The sequence below is a fragment of the uncultured Vagococcus sp. genome, from assembly GCF_963518325.1.
In the GTDB taxonomy this organism is placed as follows: domain Bacteria; phylum Bacillota; class Bacilli; order Lactobacillales; family Vagococcaceae; genus Vagococcus_D.
Genome location: NZ_CAUQJB010000023.1, coordinates 52,593 through 70,087, shown reverse-complemented (window position 1 = coordinate 70,087; position 17,495 = coordinate 52,593). Strand labels below are relative to the sequence as shown.

At 31.4% G+C, this 17,495-nt stretch carries 15 protein-coding genes; all 15 read right to left on the bottom strand.

Annotation, left to right across the window (positions count from 1 at the left end):
• Nucleotide 1 precedes the first annotated feature (1 nt).
• A complete protein-coding gene (locus RWN13_RS16575; RefSeq protein WP_314065881.1) occupies nt 2–1,174 on the bottom strand; it encodes a LegC family aminotransferase in 1,173 nt (390 codons plus the stop codon).
• 20 nt (nt 1,175–1,194) lie between these two features.
• The gene (locus RWN13_RS16570) at nt 1,195–2,172 is read right to left on the bottom strand and encodes an NAD-dependent 4,6-dehydratase LegB (protein ID WP_314065879.1); all 978 of its coding nucleotides are present in this window, start codon (nt 2,170–2,172) and stop codon (nt 1,195–1,197) included.
• A gap of 265 nt (nt 2,173–2,437) precedes the next feature.
• Nucleotides 2,438–3,409: an acyltransferase gene (locus RWN13_RS16565; protein ID WP_314065877.1), complete on the bottom strand. Its 972-nt coding sequence runs from the start codon at nt 3,407–3,409 to the stop codon at nt 2,438–2,440.
• Nucleotides 3,410–3,576: 167 nt separating this feature from the next.
• Nucleotides 3,577–4,971: an oligosaccharide flippase family protein gene (locus RWN13_RS16560; RefSeq protein ID WP_314065874.1), complete on the bottom strand. Its 1,395-nt coding sequence runs from the start codon at nt 4,969–4,971 to the stop codon at nt 3,577–3,579.
• A gap of 26 nt (nt 4,972–4,997) precedes the next feature.
• Nucleotides 4,998–6,374, bottom strand: a complete 1,377-nt coding sequence (locus RWN13_RS16555; RefSeq protein ID WP_314065872.1) for a Coenzyme F420 hydrogenase/dehydrogenase, beta subunit C-terminal domain — start codon at nt 6,372–6,374, stop codon at nt 4,998–5,000.
• Between the two features lie 201 nt (nt 6,375–6,575).
• On the bottom strand, nt 6,576–7,709 hold the full coding sequence (locus RWN13_RS16550) for a polysaccharide pyruvyl transferase family protein (RefSeq protein WP_314065870.1): 1,134 nt from the start codon (nt 7,707–7,709) through the stop codon (nt 6,576–6,578).
• A complete protein-coding gene (locus RWN13_RS16545; RefSeq protein WP_314065868.1) occupies nt 7,706–8,683 on the bottom strand; it encodes a glycosyltransferase in 978 nt (325 codons plus the stop codon). The genes RWN13_RS16550 and RWN13_RS16545 overlap by 4 nt, the downstream gene beginning before the upstream one ends.
• Entirely contained in the window at nt 8,673–9,980 is a 1,308-nt protein-coding gene (locus RWN13_RS16540; protein ID WP_314065866.1) for a hypothetical protein, read from the bottom strand. The genes RWN13_RS16545 and RWN13_RS16540 overlap by 11 nt, the downstream gene beginning before the upstream one ends.
• Nucleotides 9,967–11,259 carry a glycosyltransferase gene (locus RWN13_RS16535; RefSeq protein ID WP_314065864.1) on the bottom strand — a complete coding sequence of 431 codons (1,293 nt, stop codon included), beginning with the start codon at nt 11,257–11,259 and terminating at the stop codon, nt 9,967–9,969. Before RWN13_RS16535 ends, RWN13_RS16540 begins: the two co-directional genes overlap by 14 nt.
• Entirely contained in the window at nt 11,260–12,384 is a 1,125-nt protein-coding gene (gene wecB / locus RWN13_RS16530) for a non-hydrolyzing UDP-N-acetylglucosamine 2-epimerase (protein ID WP_314065861.1), read from the bottom strand. It abuts the gene before it with no gap.
• Between the two features lies 1 nt (nt 12,385).
• The gene (locus RWN13_RS16525) at nt 12,386–13,495 is read right to left on the bottom strand and encodes a capsular polysaccharide biosynthesis protein CapF (RefSeq protein WP_314065859.1); all 1,110 of its coding nucleotides are present in this window, start codon (nt 13,493–13,495) and stop codon (nt 12,386–12,388) included.
• Complete coding sequence (locus tag RWN13_RS16520; RefSeq protein ID WP_314065856.1) at nt 13,495–14,514, bottom strand: nucleoside-diphosphate sugar epimerase/dehydratase; 1,020 nt, start codon at nt 14,512–14,514, stop codon at nt 13,495–13,497. The genes RWN13_RS16525 and RWN13_RS16520 overlap by 1 nt, the downstream gene beginning before the upstream one ends.
• 2 nt (nt 14,515–14,516) lie before the next feature.
• Entirely contained in the window at nt 14,517–15,722 is a 1,206-nt protein-coding gene (locus RWN13_RS16515) for a glycosyltransferase family 4 protein (protein WP_314065853.1), read from the bottom strand.
• Nucleotides 15,723–15,757: 35 nt separating this feature from the next.
• Nucleotides 15,758–16,357: a sugar transferase gene (locus tag RWN13_RS16510; RefSeq protein ID WP_314065912.1), complete on the bottom strand. Its 600-nt coding sequence runs from the start codon at nt 16,355–16,357 to the stop codon at nt 15,758–15,760.
• A gap of 21 nt (nt 16,358–16,378) precedes the next feature.
• Entirely contained in the window at nt 16,379–17,485 is a 1,107-nt protein-coding gene (locus RWN13_RS16505; RefSeq protein WP_314065850.1) for an aminotransferase class I/II-fold pyridoxal phosphate-dependent enzyme, read from the bottom strand.
• Nucleotides 17,486–17,495 lie beyond the last annotated feature (10 nt).

Genomic DNA, 17,495 nt, shown 5'->3' with positions numbered 1-17,495 from the left:
ATTAGCCCTCCTCATTTAAAACAGCTTGAAGCATTTCAACAACAAATTCTACATCTTCACTCTGCAAGTTAGAGCTGCAAGGGACGTTGATGACCTTTTTAACATAATTTTCTGCTACTTCTGTATTTTCAGCGTAGCAATCAAGATATGGTTTTTGATGACTGATTAACCCCCAAATTGGACGTGTCTGAACCCCTTTTTCTTGTAGTTTAGCAATTATCGTCGCAACAGGTATTTCTTTTTTTAGAATCAGAGAGTAAAACCAATAATTAGGTCTTATATCTGACTTAAATGGTAATAGTTCTAAATCTGCATTATCTTTCAATAGTTCTTTATATAAGGAATAATTAGATTTTTTTGTCTCAATAAATTGCTCCAGTTGTTCTAACTGAGCCACTCCCATTGCTGCCTGAACATTTGTCATGCGATAATTAAAGCCGATATCATCATGAATAAAATTCAACGTATCATTTTTAGCTTGGGTTGATAAGTATTTGATATAAGATAAATTTTGCTTCTCTTTAGCAACAACCATGCCTCCACCACCAGAAGTGATGATTTTATTGCCGTTGAAAGAATAAACGCCATAATCACCAATGGTGCCGGCATACTTCCCTTTATAAGCACCATCAAGATAGTACGAGCCTAAGGCTTCAGTCGCATCCTCAATTACCACTAGATTATATGTCTTGGCAATCGCCATGATCCCTTCTAAATCAAGTAAATTACCAAACACATGAACAGCTAAAATAGCCTTGATTGCTTTATGAGTCAATTGATTGACCAATACACCCTCTTTAAGGACACAATTCTCATCGATAAATTGTTGTAATTTGACTGGATCCATACACAAAGAATCATCACAATCAATAAAAATTGGATCCGCTCCAACGTATTTTATCGGGTTAACCGCCGCAATAAAGGTTAGAGGAACTGTCAAAACTTCGTCTCCGTTTTTGACACCACTCTGGATGAGGCTTAAGTGCAAACCTGCTGTGCCACTTTGAACTGCTACAGCTTCATCCACCCCAAGATAGTTGGCGATATTTTGTTCAAATAAATTGATATAGCCTCCACCTGTTGATACCCACTCGTCCTTAATGGCTTCAGTTGAGTATTTCAATTCATTTCCTTTAAGATTCGGAACTGATAACGGAATAAAACGATCTGACATAATGTGATTCCCCCTATTTTCTATACATTGTATATGTCTGTCTTATAACTGTCCATATTATTTTTCAAAAATTCAATAGTTTCAGCTAGTCCCTCCTTTAAGGTGTACTGTGGGGCCCAGTCAGTGAATTGTTTGATTTTCTCATTTGATCCCAACAAGCGATTTACTTCACTTTTTTCAGGTCGTAAACGTTCATCTTCAGTGATGATTTTAGCCTTAGGATTAATTTGGTCAATCATTTCCTGAGCCAGTTGACCGATTGAAATCTCATGCTGTGTTGCAATATTGATTTCCTCACCAATCGTTGTTAATTCTTTTTCAATCTTAATAAAGCCATTGGCGGTATCTTTGACGTAGTTAAAGTCCCGGGTTGGCGTTAGTGATCCCAATTTTATTTCTTCTTTACCCGCTAGTAACTGAGTGATAATGGTTGGAATAACTGCGCGTGCAGATTGTCTCGGTCCATAGGTGTTGAAAGGACGCACAATCGTAATCGGCATCTCAAAGCTTTTATGGAAAGATTCCGCGATTCTATCAGCCCCAATTTTCGTGGCTGAATAAGGTGATTGGCCTTGGTAAGGATGATTTTCATCAATTGGTACATACTTGGCTGTTCCATAAACTTCTGAGGTCGATGTTACTAATACTCGCTTTGTGTCTAAATCTTTTGCAGCCTGTAGGACATTCAATGTTCCTTTTATATTAGTATCCACATATGAATCTGGTGAATGATAGCTAAATGGAATAGCTATTAAGGCAGCTAAGTGATAAACAGAATCAATTCCCTTCATTGATTCTCTAACACCGTTAGGGTCTCTAATATCGCCTGTGAAGACGTCTATCTCAGATAGTACCTCTTTAGGAAGAGTGTCCAGCCATCCCCATGTATTAAATGAATTGTAGTAAGCAAACGCTCTAACCTTCTCACCATTTCTTACCAATTCTTCTACCAAGTGGCTTCCAATAAACCCATCCGCCCCTGTCACTAATACTGTCATTCTACTTCCTCCTATTTTTGGATATTATTCTTTATGAGCAATAATCATGCTTCTTCTATTATATACGAAAACCACGTGATAAGATAATAAATTAGTGTTAAAAATTGGAAAAACAAAAAAGCATCATTAATTTTAATAATGCTTATAACATATTGACAAGGAATTATCTTTATTCGAAATTGAAACTCAAAAATAACCAAAGAAAATGCTAATCACACTTTCTTTTTTATAAAAATAATTAAAAATACTGAAATTATAAATCATTTTATTTATCAGTATTTAAATTATTTAGTAACAAATTTACATTATTAAGAAAATAAACAAAAATTGAAGTTAAAATAAGTGTACCTACAAAACAAATCAGAACATACATAAAGCTACTTGCATTAGCCCCTACTTTAAATAGTGCCTTAGACATAACCGCTAAAAATAACCCATGAGAGAGATAAATCTGAAAGGAATTCTTTGCAAAAAAGTTGATGATAATACTCTCTTTTTTTATTTTGAAAGAAAGCATCATCATAACAAAGAAAAAAGAGTACAACGAGACTGATGGTCTGAGTGTGGTAGTTGCTATTTCACCTCCTCTAAATGATAAAATAATAATTGTCGACAATAACATTAATATCGCTGAACCACCAAATAGAGTAACTGGATTAATCGATAAGCTCATATTTGATTTTGCTAAAAATATACCAAAAGAGAAAAAGAGACACCAACTTATTACATTTAAACTCGTATTCCAAAAAAAATACCCCGGTATAAATGCCATTAATTGGCTACAAATAGAAATAGTTGTAATTAGTTGAATGCCGGGTTTAATAGAGGCCACTTTGTAAAAAAAAGGATACGTTACATAAAAAAATACCAGTATAACCACATAATATAAATGCGAGTAATTTAACCCTAAAACTAAATTAGCTAAAAAAATTGTTACACTTTCTCCTCCAGATAATATAAAATATATCGCAGACCAAAGTACGTAAGGAATAATTATTTTTTTCAATCTATTGTATAAAAAAAGAAAATACGGTTCATTATATTTTTTTGAAACTGTTAGACCAAATCCAGAAGCTATTAAAAATGTTGGAACAGCAAACCTTGACACTTGATTAATAAGCAAGAAAAACACACCCGGAAAACTTATTAATGATACTGAGTTAGCTGTAGAATGTATAGCAATGACTCCTATAATCGCCATAGCTCTCATCCACAACCAGTTCGTTCTATTTTCCATTGTCTTTCCTCCCGGGAACTTTTCAAATCAATGATTATTTAATGACTAGAAGTCTTCATTTTTCATTCATCTGTATTTAGTCAATAGTGACAAAGGTGTTAAGAACTTATAAGTCACCGAACAACTTTAATATACCTCAAGAAATACATAATCTATCTACAAAAGGTTTAACGTCTTAATAATTTCATTACGATAACTTTTAAATTTTTATGGAAAACAATAATTATCGAAATTGTTAGGAAAACTTGCAGACACACACTAATTACGCCAGAACTAATTGTGATTCTGCATATTACTTGAAATACTAGCACACACAATCCCATAATAAAAGATTTAGAAATTCGTATAGAAACAATTGTTTTAGTATCAATAATTCTTACAATCCACATTATAAAAAAGCCAAAACAATTTGCAGTAGCCGCACCTATAAGCCCAGTTATTGGAATCAAGCCTAAACTTAAAACAACTGTCAGTATCCCTCCCACTAACGATGAAACCAAAACTCGAGTAGTTTTCATCGCAGCAGTGTAAATTGTACCATAAAAAGTAGAAAAACAAGAAAAAACTGTAGCTAACAATAACAATGGCACAATATTCCAAGACTCAAAAAATGCCGGAGATGCAATAATCATAGTTAGAGGTTTAACAACTAGCAAAATTACAGAAGCAACTATTAAAATTGCTGTACTTAAATATTGAAATACGTTTGAATAAAAACCTTCATTATCCGAAGACTCAAACTCCTCGAAAGCAGAAACTTGCCAAGCCTGTATAAAAATCGAATAAATAACATTGAGTATTGTTGGGATTTTACTCGCAACTGCAAACAAACCATTAGCAGCAGTCGATAAAAAATATATAATCAGAAATCGACTTGCAGCATTTATTACCCACCACATCAATGAGTGAGGAATTAGAGGAAGACTGTAAAGTAGCATCTTTTTTAACTCCAAAATTTCAATTGAATCAATAACAATTTCTTTAAAAATTTTCACTTTTATTGATAAATACACAATTGAAACAATATTTGAAAATATAATTGATATCAAATATCCTTCGATTTTAAAATTAAAAATTACTAACAATATAATGTTCATCAAAACAAGACCAACAGTCATTACAATTCCGTTAATAGCATACTCTTTAATAAATCCAGAACCCCTTGCATACTGCGCAAGAACACTTTGATGAAGTTGTGCAATCAATAAAATACCCAAATAAATGATTAGCGTATTTTTATAATACAAGTACAATGGTATAGTGACTATAATAATGAGAATACTGCTAATGCAAGAGATAAAAAAAGCATTTGAAAATATTTTTGATTTGCTCGAGTCTTTAGTAAGCAAAAACCTAATAACTGACTCAAAAATATTTAAAGAAACCACGGGTAAGAGCAAAGATGTGATCGTTAATAAAAAGTCAGTAGTTCCAAACTCGCTTTCAGTTAATACTCTTGTGTACAAAGGAACCATTAAAAAAGATATCAGCTTACTACCTATATTTCCAATTGCAAAAATTAACGAATTATTTACCAATGATTTATATTTTGAATTTTGCATTGTTCAATTACTTCCTTAATATAAGTTCAACCTAAACTTGATTTTATTTTTCGAATAATTCTATTAACCATGTTACCTCGTGCAATTTTATTACACTGATCAATCAATATAATTATTTTATTTGAAAAAAAGCTAAAATTCTCAGCAGATAATGCTTCTAAAAAATACTTATAACTAAATTCTCTCAATTTTATCCTAATTTCATAAGTCTTTCTTCTACTATTATTGCTCTCATATTTTGCTTTTACTCTTTTCTGAGGTCTCCAACTTCCTTTTTGATCTTCCAAATATAAGCGATGCATTAAGCCCTCTTTCTTATGTCTAAAACCGCCAGCCTGAGATTGATAAACTTCATCCATACTTAATTCTTCAATAAAAATTTCAGATTGGTTTTTATCAAGTAAATCTTGAATCTCTTGATTTCTAACTATTATAAGATTTGTCCCTTCACTATCGTTTTCATATCTTGGCAGCCATGCATCACCTATAGTAATATCAGATAATTCAGCCAAAACATCATCACAATAATCACAAGCCTTATACTTAAATAAACCGTGTCCCCAATCGGTACTGATTAACGTCTTTATTCTAGCCCTTTCTATTCTATTATCTCCTTCAACCTCAACTGCATAATCACTTGATTTTCTTCCTTCTAACTTATTTCTAAAATCAATTTTTTTTAGTTTTGATGGTTCAATTCCCAACTCCCAACCAATTGATTGGGCAAATAAAGTACTTTTCAAATGACCACAAACCAAACCAATTGTATATTTTATTGATTCTTTTAAAATAGGATTTTCATTTGAAATCAGCCTAAAGCCCTTAATGAAACAAGGGATTCCAACTAAAGCATAATTTCCTGGGTTCTGTTCTACAAATCTTAGTACTTCTGACATTTCAATTGGATAGTATTTAGACTTGGCTCCACTACGTAATTCTATACAATTTGAAGTTATTTGATAGCTAAATAATTCATTTGGGTTTTCATTTTTCTCTTTTACATGTATTACATGGTCAACCATTCTACTTTCTAGAAGTTTACTGGATAACCAAGTCCCCATACCACCAGAACTACCTTTTTCTCTATATTCACCACTCTTAACATAACCCGCATAAGAATTCAAATAATAACCCGTATTTTCATGGTACTTAAGGCTATCATTTGAGCCAAATATTTTACCTCCTAAAACAGTCTCATTTTCACTATCATCAGAGAAAGGACATACTTTTGAAATGGACTTTTCTTCATCATCTGTTAGTTTATTTTCATCGATATCCGCCTGAATCATACCTAATTGATTAATTTTCATAGTTACTTTTAATGGGCATTCTACTGCACAAACCCCACATCCCACGCAAAACCCTTGATTAACTACGGTTTCCTTAAGTCTAGATTTCACCATTTCATATCCCTCGTTTTCCATTATTCATAGAGTGATTTAACAATTGCATTCTATAAATTTTTCTAATTATCTTCCATAAGTCATCTAAAAAAATTTCAAATGACTGGTGAATCCTATTACAATAAAAAATTAGTATCAAAAGTAGTAAAACATATGTCAATTAATTATAAAAGCTTAAATACGAACAAAATAACTTAGAGATTAGCCTTCATCAGAACTTAGTGCTTTTGATAAAAAATCATTCATCTTGGTTCTTTCTTCTATCAATATTTTATTAATATTTGTAAAATCTGTATTCAAATAATCACTTTCATTTTGAATATTACAATAATTTCTATCTTGCAAATTAAATCGTTTTAAAAGTGTTTCTAACCGAGAATTCATTGATTGAGTTTTATCCTCTCTGTCAATAACTACAAACGGTGTTTGAAATAATATTGAAAAAATCGAACCATGAAAAGAATCAGTAAAAAATACAGTTGCATCATTTATTAAATCTAAAAATTCTGATGGTCCAACTGAAAAGCCCTCCGTATTATTTTTATCTGCTAAATTAAATATAACTAGGTTATTTTTTATTGCAAAATTATTTATTTCCTTTTGTTTATGTTCGTTCAAATTTCCCAAGATATAGGTCAAAATGTATTTATTTTTTGGTTTGTATTTTGACGCTATAAATAATTGTTCCCATTTTAGTAAATCAAACATCATTGTCGGATCAATTAAAACCGATGCATCTCGATTAATAAGTTTTTTTATTATCTTAGCTCCAGCCTCTTCTCTAACCGAAAGATACTTGAATTCACTTAACCACTTTGAATACTTTTCTACATACTTAGGTGAAACTTCTGAAACACCAAAACTTGGAGAAAGTGCAATTCGAATGTTTTTAGGAGCAAATGTCAAAAAATCAAGCGAAGATCCAAATCTAAAATTATAATTCCAAACTTGATCACTTCCTACTACAAAATAATCATATTTTTCTGCTAGTCCTAAAGGAATTGATTTTGGACTAATTACAAAATCAGACTCACTTATATTATTATTAGTGAACTCTAAAAATGACTTCCTTCTTTGATTCAAAGCATCTATATAAACTTTGTCACTTTTTTTTAAAATATTTAACATCAATTGATTCAACTTACCTAATATGAGTTTTATATTAGCATTACGAATTTTGGAAATTATTTTTGAATTTTCTTCATTTACAGGAACATTTTTTATAGTCTCAACTTCAAAGCCATAACTTTTAAGAATTTCTTGAACGGCATAGTTTTGTAAACGATTTCCGTAATTATCGTAATCAACAATGGTCACAATTCCAATTTTTTTCAATTTTTTGTTCCCTCACTTTTTATTTTCCTTGTATATTTAATAGATAACAGTTTAGTTGTCAGACTAGGAAATACTATAAACATTACTATTAATAATTTGTAAGCAAGCGGGACCCACGAAGATTTAGTAATATCTGAAATCATAGTTACACATTCTCTCCGAATATCTTTTTTGTAATCTTTTTCTGTCACACTATGTTTACTCAAATTTATTATCATTGAAATAGCAAAATGAGATCGAAAAAACTGAGCTTTCTCAATATCCAATCTTTCATCAAAATTTAATATAAGATTATATATTTCCAAACAAGTCAATTTCCGTCCACTAAGACTTTCACTATTAACATTGTACTCATTACTGTTATAAAAATAATAATGCTTATTTAAAACTGTAATTTTTTTCGCAGAAGTTAGTACCCTGTAATTGAAATCAAAATCTTCAAAAAAATGAATCTGTCCATTTAGCTCCTGATTAGTAATAATCTCTTTTTTATATAAGTATGCCCATAATGAAGTCGGGAATTCTAAGGTAAGTAATCGTGATTTCGCCTCAATTCCATCTAGGAAATAAGTTTCCTGATTAGTTAAAATTGAAATATTTCTAGTATTAACAAGATAATTTCCTAAAACACCTACATCTGAATTATTACTCACCATTAATTCCATTAAATTAAAATAAAAATTACTACTTATAGTGTCATCACTGTCAACAAACCCAATATATTCTCCACTTGCAACTTTTATTCCAATATTTCTAGAATCAGAAACACCCGAATTTTGCTTATTTATCAAAATTATTCTTGAATCAATTTTAGCGTAATATTCACAAATTTGAGTTGACCTATCAGTTGAACCATCATTTATGATAATAATTTCCAAATTTAAATATATTTGATTAATTATAGATTCTATGCACTTCGAAACAAAACGCTCTGAATTATACACAGGAACAATAACACTAATTTTAGATTCCAAAATTATTCTCCTTTTGTTTCTGTTCTCTTTGTTCCACAACATTATTTGCAGCAATAAGTAAAACTAATAAATTAATATATCTAGGTTCATATATACCTACATTTAAAGTGAAACCAATAAAAAATGGAATGAGAAATACATATTTTTTTATCCTACTTATATCAAATTTGAATAGTGATATTAAGAAAGTAACGTAAGCGATAAACCCATATCCAAGAAACATAAAGAAATGACCATTATGTGGAGCTCTTACTCTGCCGTCGTTTATGATAGTTCCTCCCTGACCAATAATTAAATATTTTAAAAAATTATTTTTTTGTATGAGATCCATCCAAATAGTAAACCTTGACTCTCCAGAGTTACTTTCAATTCTATTAAAAGCTATTTCAAAAATTTCATTATTACTTAGTAATTTACCTCCATATATCAATAATGGTAGAGATAAGCATAAGAAAAAAAACATCCAAAATGTGCTTAGATTGATTTTTTTATTTTTAAATAAAAACAACATTCCTTCTTTTGACATATTCACGATAATGCAAAACCCGACAATTGCAAAACAAATTATTCCAGTATTACTCATTGTCGACACTAAAATAATAGTTGTAGTAATCAAGCTAAACACTTTTAAGAAAGCACTTGTTTTTTCATTAAACCACAAAAATGCAAAAACTCCTACAATAGCTGTAGCTATGTTATTAGGGTCACTGAAAGTTCCTGTATATCTAAAAATACTTAAGGAATCAGTAATAATAATCGCATTTCCTCCCATAGTCCAAAATGCTCTTACATTAAAATAAAGCTGAGGATTAATAATATATATTAAACTTAATAGAAATACAAATATAATGTAAAGTGTTAAAACTTTTTTTAAACTAACATTACATTTGTTAAATATAAATTCGTAAAATACACAATAAAGTAATCCATACAAGATAATTACAAGATTTTTTAAATTCGTACTAATAACATTTATCAAAACACCTCCTAAACCAGGAGCAAAGGAGGGGACAGTTACTGTTGAAATTAAGAAACTCAAAATCATAAAAATCATTGCTGTAAGTATTATAGTATTCCGTTTTGATAGATTTAATCTAGTAAAATTAAAGATAAACCATATTGGAAGTAAGATCATACTAATACTAGCAGAAATAAACTTTATATATGGAAAAAATAGAGTATCTACAATACATAAACATAATAAGATCAAATCATATTTCTTTAGCTTAGTCTCCCCTATTTCATTCGAATTAATTTGATTATACAATAACATACCTTCTCCTTTAATTTTTGCCAAGTCTTCTTTTCACATTCGTAAGCCTAGTCAAGAATTCTTCTGAAATCACCTTTCTATCATGATTTTCAAAAAATAATCTCTTAGAGTTCTCCGCTAGTCTATCCCTTAATTCCGAATCCTCCAATAACTTCTCAACTTTTAACTCTAAATCTTTAGTATCATAAATACAAAAACTAGTTTGACTTAAATATCTCATCGAAGAGATTTGCTCAGGGCCTATTGCTAGAATAGGCTTCTCTACAGCTAAATATTCAGGAATTTTAGTTGAAATTGACAATAAGGTTGCCTCAATTTGCTTAGAATCATAAGACTCAACATGAACCAGTATGTCCGACTTCAATAATATCTGATCAAGTTCTTTTTTATTAACTTGTCCAAAAAAATGACTAGAATTTTCTATACAGAATTTTTTTTTCTCTTTCTCAGTAAGTATTGTATTCGAGTATACTTCTAAGAACGCCTTTTGATTATGAGTCCGATTGTATACAACAATCGAATTAATTAAAGCAACTAATACATTATCTCGGCCAAGGTGAAGTCCACCTGCATAAACTAGTTTTAAAATTGTTTTTTTTTCACTCTCTTTTTTGTGGTTCGGTATTTCAGCCATATTTAGTATTATATCACTCTTAACTTTAAAAAGTTCTTCATACGTTTGACTCATTTCTTTTGATATAGTATAAAACAAATCCGTTTCATTTAGGGTTATTTGCACTTTTTTCTTTATAAATTCTTGTCTTTTCTTAGCAAAATAAGAAGCGTTACTTCTAGGTAAAATATAATCATCAGTCATATAAACTATCAGATCTGTTTCAAATTTTTTACTAATATAGTTGGTAATATCATAGCCTGAACCAAAATCCCCCGCACAAAAGAAAATTATATCAGGATTTACTTCAGCTAACCAATTGTCCAGCTCTTTACTTTTCCAATTGTTTTTCCAAATTTTTTCTCGCACTAATCTAAAAAAATGGTTTTTTAAAATTTTTTTCGTTTTCCCCACTTCGCTATGAATTACTTGCCTAGCATTAAGATTATATTCCACCTTAACTCCACATAATGAATTTCTATTTATTTTTTTTTTTAAAACTTGTTTGTCCGTTATTTTAAAAAAATTAACTTCTTCTCCTATATCTGGAGTCTCTTCGCTAAAATATAACTGACTTACATTCTCCAATTTATAATCCAAAAAAAAGGAATACAAGGTTTTACCATTATTTTGTGTAGTACTAAACGGATTATTGCTAATAACAAGTACTTTTTTATTAAAGTCAATCATTTACTTCCTCCACACTACTCTTTTTATATAGTCCGTATAAGAGATAATAATTCTAAGCACTTTCTCAGATACATTAGGCATTGAATAATCTCCAACCAATCTCAATGTGTCTTTCGTTTGGCTTTCTAATACAGCAAGTCCCTCCAAAATCCGTTCACTTGTTAAGCCTACCATCATGACACTGGCCTCTTCCATCGCTTCCGGTCTTTCATGAGCTTGACGAATATTCAATGCCTTGAATCCAAGAATAGATGATTCTTCGCTGATAGTACCGCTATCACTCAGCACCGCTTTAGCATTAATTTGTAATTTATTATAATCATTAAAACCCATCGGTTTCATGGTTTTAACAAAACTATTAAACTCAATTCCTTTTTGCTCTATCATCTTCATAGTTCTTGGATGAGTACTAATAATGATTGGTAATTGATAGGTCTCAGCAATTAGATTTAAACTATCAACTAAGTTAGAAAAATTCTCATCAGAACTTATATTTTCTTCCCTATGAGCAGAAACAACAAAATATTCGTCTTTGTTCAAATTCAACTCTTCTAATACCTTAGAATTTTCAATGTCTTTTTTCCGAGATTCTAATACTTCAAACATCGGACTGCCTGTTTTTATTATGCGATCTGCTGGTAAGCCCTCTCTTAACAAATATTCACGAGCAATATCACTATAGGTCAAATTAACGTCAGCTGTATGATCAACAATTTTTCTATTGGTTTCCTCTGGTACCCGTTGATCAAAGCAACGATTTCCTGCTTCCATATGGAAAATAGGTATTTGACGACGCTTAGCAGCAATCGCACATAAACAACTATTTGTATCACCTAAAACTAAAAAAGCATCGGGTCTTACTTCATCAAGAATTGGATCAATTTTAATTAATATATTACCAACTGTTTCAATAGCTGTTCCAACTGCGGCATTCAAAAAATAATCAGGTTTTCTTAATTTGAAATCTTCAAAGAAAACCTCATTAAGCTCATAGTCATAATTTTGCCCAGTGTGAACCAGTACATGCTCGATAGCCTCGGATTCTTCCAACTTATTTATAACAGCAGACAAACGAATAATTTCTGGGCGAGTTCCAACAACTGTCATTACTTTTAACTTTTTCATTTTAAACCTCCAAATAAAACGTATCAGGATTTTCTGGATCAAATGGCTCATTTGCCCACATCACTGTTACCATTTCTTTTTCACTATTATTTTCAATATTATGTGTATAACCGACAGGTACGTCAACAACTTCTAGTTTTTCCCCACTAACAAAATATTCAATAACTTCATCACTACCAATTTTTCTAAATCTAATCACGCCTTGACCGCTGACAACTAAAAATTTTTCATTCTTGGTGTGATGCCAATGTTGGCCTTTTACAATCCCGGGTTTTGAAATATTAATTGATACTTGCCCCGCATCTTTCGTCTTTATAAACTCAGTAAAAGAACCTCGATCATCAACATTCATTTTTAATAAATAAGAAAAATCTTTTTCATCAAGATAACTTAAATAAGTGCTATATAATTTTTTAGTTAAGTCGTCACCCATATTGGGGATTACTTTATTAATTCTGGATTCAGAAAAAGATTTGATTGTATCAGCAATCCACCCAAGTTTCTGCGTATAAACGACATTGACTGAACAATACTTTCCATTGCTAAACTCTTTCCCATCTAATCCATTGATCAATTCACTAACAACATCATCTATATAGACCAAATTCATTATAACATTTGAATCATTAACTTGAATGTCTTTGCCATGAGAAATATTGTAGCAAAATGTAGCAATAGCACTGTTGTAATTAGGTCGACACCACTTACCAAAGACATTAGGAAAACGATAAACTATTACTTTTGAGCCATTTGACTCACCAAACGAAAACAATAGCTCTTCCCCCATCTTTTTACTAACACCATAAGGGTTGTCCAATTCAGCTTGAATAGATGAAGATAGTACAATTGGCGCTTCATTTTTATACGTCTTTAAATAACCTAACATTTTGTCAGTAAAATCGACATTGCCTTCTTGAAATTCAACAATATTTTCAGGTCGATTTACTCCTGCTAGATGATAAATAAAATCTGCTTGACTACAATATTTTTCTAAGTCTTCTTCTCTAGTTTCTTTGTCAACTAACAGTAAATCTTCATAATTTCTATTCTTCAACTCTGCAATTAAATTTTGCCCAATAAAACCATTGGAACCAGTAATTAATATCTTCATCAACTATTCCAACTTTCTAACTCATTTCTAACCAGCTCTAAACTCAGTAACTTCTCTTTAATTTCTTCAATGTTCAACAATTGAGTATTATGAGAATTATATTCATTTTGTTCCGTTAATTCTTCACTACCATCTTCAAAAAACTTATCGTAATTCAAATCACGTTTATCCGACGGAACACGATAAAAGCCTTCTAAATTCTCGGCTTTGATATATTCTTCTTTTGTCAGTAGGGTTTCGTATAACTTTTCACCATGTCGCGTACCTATAATCTTAATTTCTTTTTCATATCCGAATAATTCTTGCAGAGCTTGAGCTAAATCACGTATCGTCGAAGCCGGTGACTTTTGAACCATAATATCACCTGCAATCGCATTATGAAAAGCAAAAATGACTAACTCTACAGCTTCCTCAAGGCTCATTAGGAATCGAGTCATATTTGGATCGGTAATGGTTAGCTGTTCTCCATTCTTAATTTGCTCAATAAACAAAGGGATAACTGATCCACGTGAAGCCATTACATTACCATATCTAGTACCACAAATCAAAGTTTCATCATCACTTACAGTTCTAGATTTAGCAACGAATACTTTCTCCATCATGGCCTTAGAAATTCCCATGGCATTGATTGGGTATGCTGCTTTATCAGTAGATAAGCAAATAACTTTTTTCACGCCTTCTTCTATAGCTGCTGTTAATACATTTTCAGTTCCTAAGATATTAGTTTTGACTGCTTCTAACGGAAAAAACTCACATGAGGGGACTTGTTTTAATGCAGCAGCATGGAAAACATAATCAACATTATGCATAGCATTTTTCACACTTTGAATATCCCTTACATCACCGATATAAAATTTCAATTTGTCATTCTTATATTCTTTCCGCATATCATCTTGCTTTTTTTCATCACGAGAAAAAATTCTAATTTCTTTTATTTCAGTATCTAAAAATCGCTTCATAACGGCATTACCGAAAGAGCCTGTTCCCCCTGTGATTAATAATGTTTTATCTTTAAACATATTCATTCTCCTAACACAAATTTTTCTATGTTACTGACTGATAACTTTACATCGTATTCACTTTCCAAGTAAGTTCTTCCGTTTTTACCAAGATTGCTGAATTCTTTATGTTGCTTTACAATTTGAGAAATCTTTTCTGAAAACTCATTAGGTGATTTAGACTCACACCACCAACCACATTGAGCATTTTCCAGAATCAAATGAGAAATATCAGTATGTCTATCTGTAGCAGCAAATATCGGCATCTGCTCGTGCATATACGATAATATCCTTGATGGAACATTTGGAATGGTAAACTTATAACTCAAAACGATTAAACCAACATCACATGCTTTCATGATCTGATTATATTCATCGCTCGGAAGTTTCCCCATAAAAGATAGATTAGTTGAGTCACTTTTTTCCAAATAACTTTCTAACAGCTGAACTTCTGAGCCATTTCCAATGATTAAGAAATGAGCCTCCAAAATTGATTTGGATTTATTAATTCCTTCAATTAGAAAATCGATGCCTTGGGGTTTTCCTAAATTACCGCCGAATACAAAGATAATTTTATCTTGAGGTAAGTTATATTTTGATCTAGTTAAATTCCTTTCCGATTTAACAAACGGTAGGATTTTTTTACTATTGTAAAAAAGCTCTAATCGGTCACTATAGAGTCCTGGAAATTGTTTCTCCACAAATTCAATGTTTGCTTTGGACATACAACCAATTTGATCTGAGTAATCATATAATTGTTTTTCTTTTCTTTTAAAAAATTTATAAATAATACTATTCTTTTTAATCATACCTAAATCAACAGCATTTTGAGGAAAAATGTCTTTTAACATTAAATAAGTCTTAGCTCTAAATTTTTTTTTGCAAAACTTAACCACCCCAGCAAAAGTAACCGGAGGTGTTGAATATAATATTAGGTCGAATGTTCGTTCTCCTAAAAATGAATGAATGGCTTTTTTTAAGTAAGGCGTTGTTTTTAAAGTGGTCAGCCCTTTTTCAATTAACCCCACACCAAATTGATTGCCTACACGAACCCTTAGCCTTTCAATTTCCCCTTCAACCCCTAAAGAAGTTTCAGAAATATCTCGATGCTCTTCAACTGTAACTACTGTCACGTGATGACCAGCATTCACTAGTTCAATTGCCAAGTCAGAATACAAATTACTATTTCCTTTTTTGGGATAAGCAATTGACAAAAATAAAATATCCATTAACACCTTACTCCTTAGTAAAAACCTTATTGAGGCTACCCTTTAAATTCTTCCATAGTTGAGCTTGTACTTGATTGAATATCTTCACGGCCAAACACTTTTTTTACAGTCAACAAAAGTATACGTGCATCTCCTAAAAAAGTGATTCGACTAACATATTTTATATCTAAATCAAATTTTGATTCCCAGCTTATGGCATTTCTTCCATTGACTTGCGCTAACCCTGTTAGGCCTGGACGAACACTATGTCTTTTTCTTTGCTCTTCCGAATATAGTGGTAAATATTTTACCAATAACGGCCTTGGACCTACAATAGACATCTCACCCTTAAGGATATTCCATAGTTCAGGTAATTCATCTAAACTAGTTGATCTTAAAAACTTACCAAATGAGGTTAATCGCACATCATCAGGTAGATATTCACCAGACGAGTCTTTGGCATTTGTCATTGTTCTAAATTTGTACATATTAAAAAGTTTTTCGTTTTTTCCAGGTCTTTCTTGTTTAAAGATCACTGGTGCTCCTAATCTCACTCTTACTAATAGAAAAATAATTAACATTAAAGGTGACAGTACTATTAACGCGATAAGAGATAGTATAATGTCTAGTGTTCTTTTAATAAAAAGGCGATACATTACCTTCACCCATCCCCTTCGTTAGTCTAAACTTTTAATGATTTCGACCACTTTTTTTAACTCATCCATCGTCATTTTAGTATCGCTTGGTAGGCACACCCCGAACTTAAATAATTCTTCTGAGACTCCTGCTCCAATGAAATCAAACTTCTCAAAAAAAGGTTGTAAATGCATCGGCTTCCATAAGGGGCGACTTTCAATATTAAATTCTTGTAATTTTGACATAACATCATTTGGTTTTACTTTTCCATAAAATAAAGCCACACTTAACCAATGATTTGAGTAATCCCACGAATTTTCTGGTGGAAAAACAATCCCATCAATCGAAGATAACTCTTGTTTATAGAAATCAAAAATTTCACGTTTTTTTTGTACGCGTTGATTTAAGACTTTCAATTGCCCTCTTCCAATTCCCGCAAGAACATTACTTAGTCTGTAATTAAAGCCTAATTCAGAATGTTGATAGTGTGGTGCTTGATCTCGACTTTGAGTTGCCCAAAATCTTGATTTAGCAATTTTTTCTTCATTATTGGAAACCAACATACCGCCACCTGAAGTTGTAATGATTTTATTCCCATTAAAAGAAAAAATACCATAGTCACCAATGGTTCCTGTACTAACGCCTTTGTATTTGCTTCCTAAACTTTCAGCTGCATCTTCAATGAGGATGGTATTGTGTTTATCACAAATTCTTTTGATTTCATCCATGTTTGCTGATAACCCATACAAATGTACCACAATAACCGCTTTAGGTGTATATTTTTCAAAAGCTTTTTCTAGCGCAGTCGGATCCATGTTCCACGTTTCCTTATCGCTATCAATAAAAACCGGTTTGGCATTCTGATAAATAATTGGGTTAGCAGAAGCTGAAAAAGTCAAACTTTGGCAAAAAACAATATCCCCATCACCAACTTCTGCTGCTTTCAAAGCCAAATGCAGTGCGGCAGTCCCTGAAGACAACGCAGCTGCATTCTCACTGCCTACATAGTCTGCTAGCTCTTCTTCAAATTTATCAACATTTTCCCCTAAGGGTGCAATCCAATTTGTTTCAAAAGCTTCATTAATATATTGTTGTTCGTAGCCTTCTTCACTCATATGAGGCGATGATAAAAATATTTTTTTCTCCATTTTACACTCT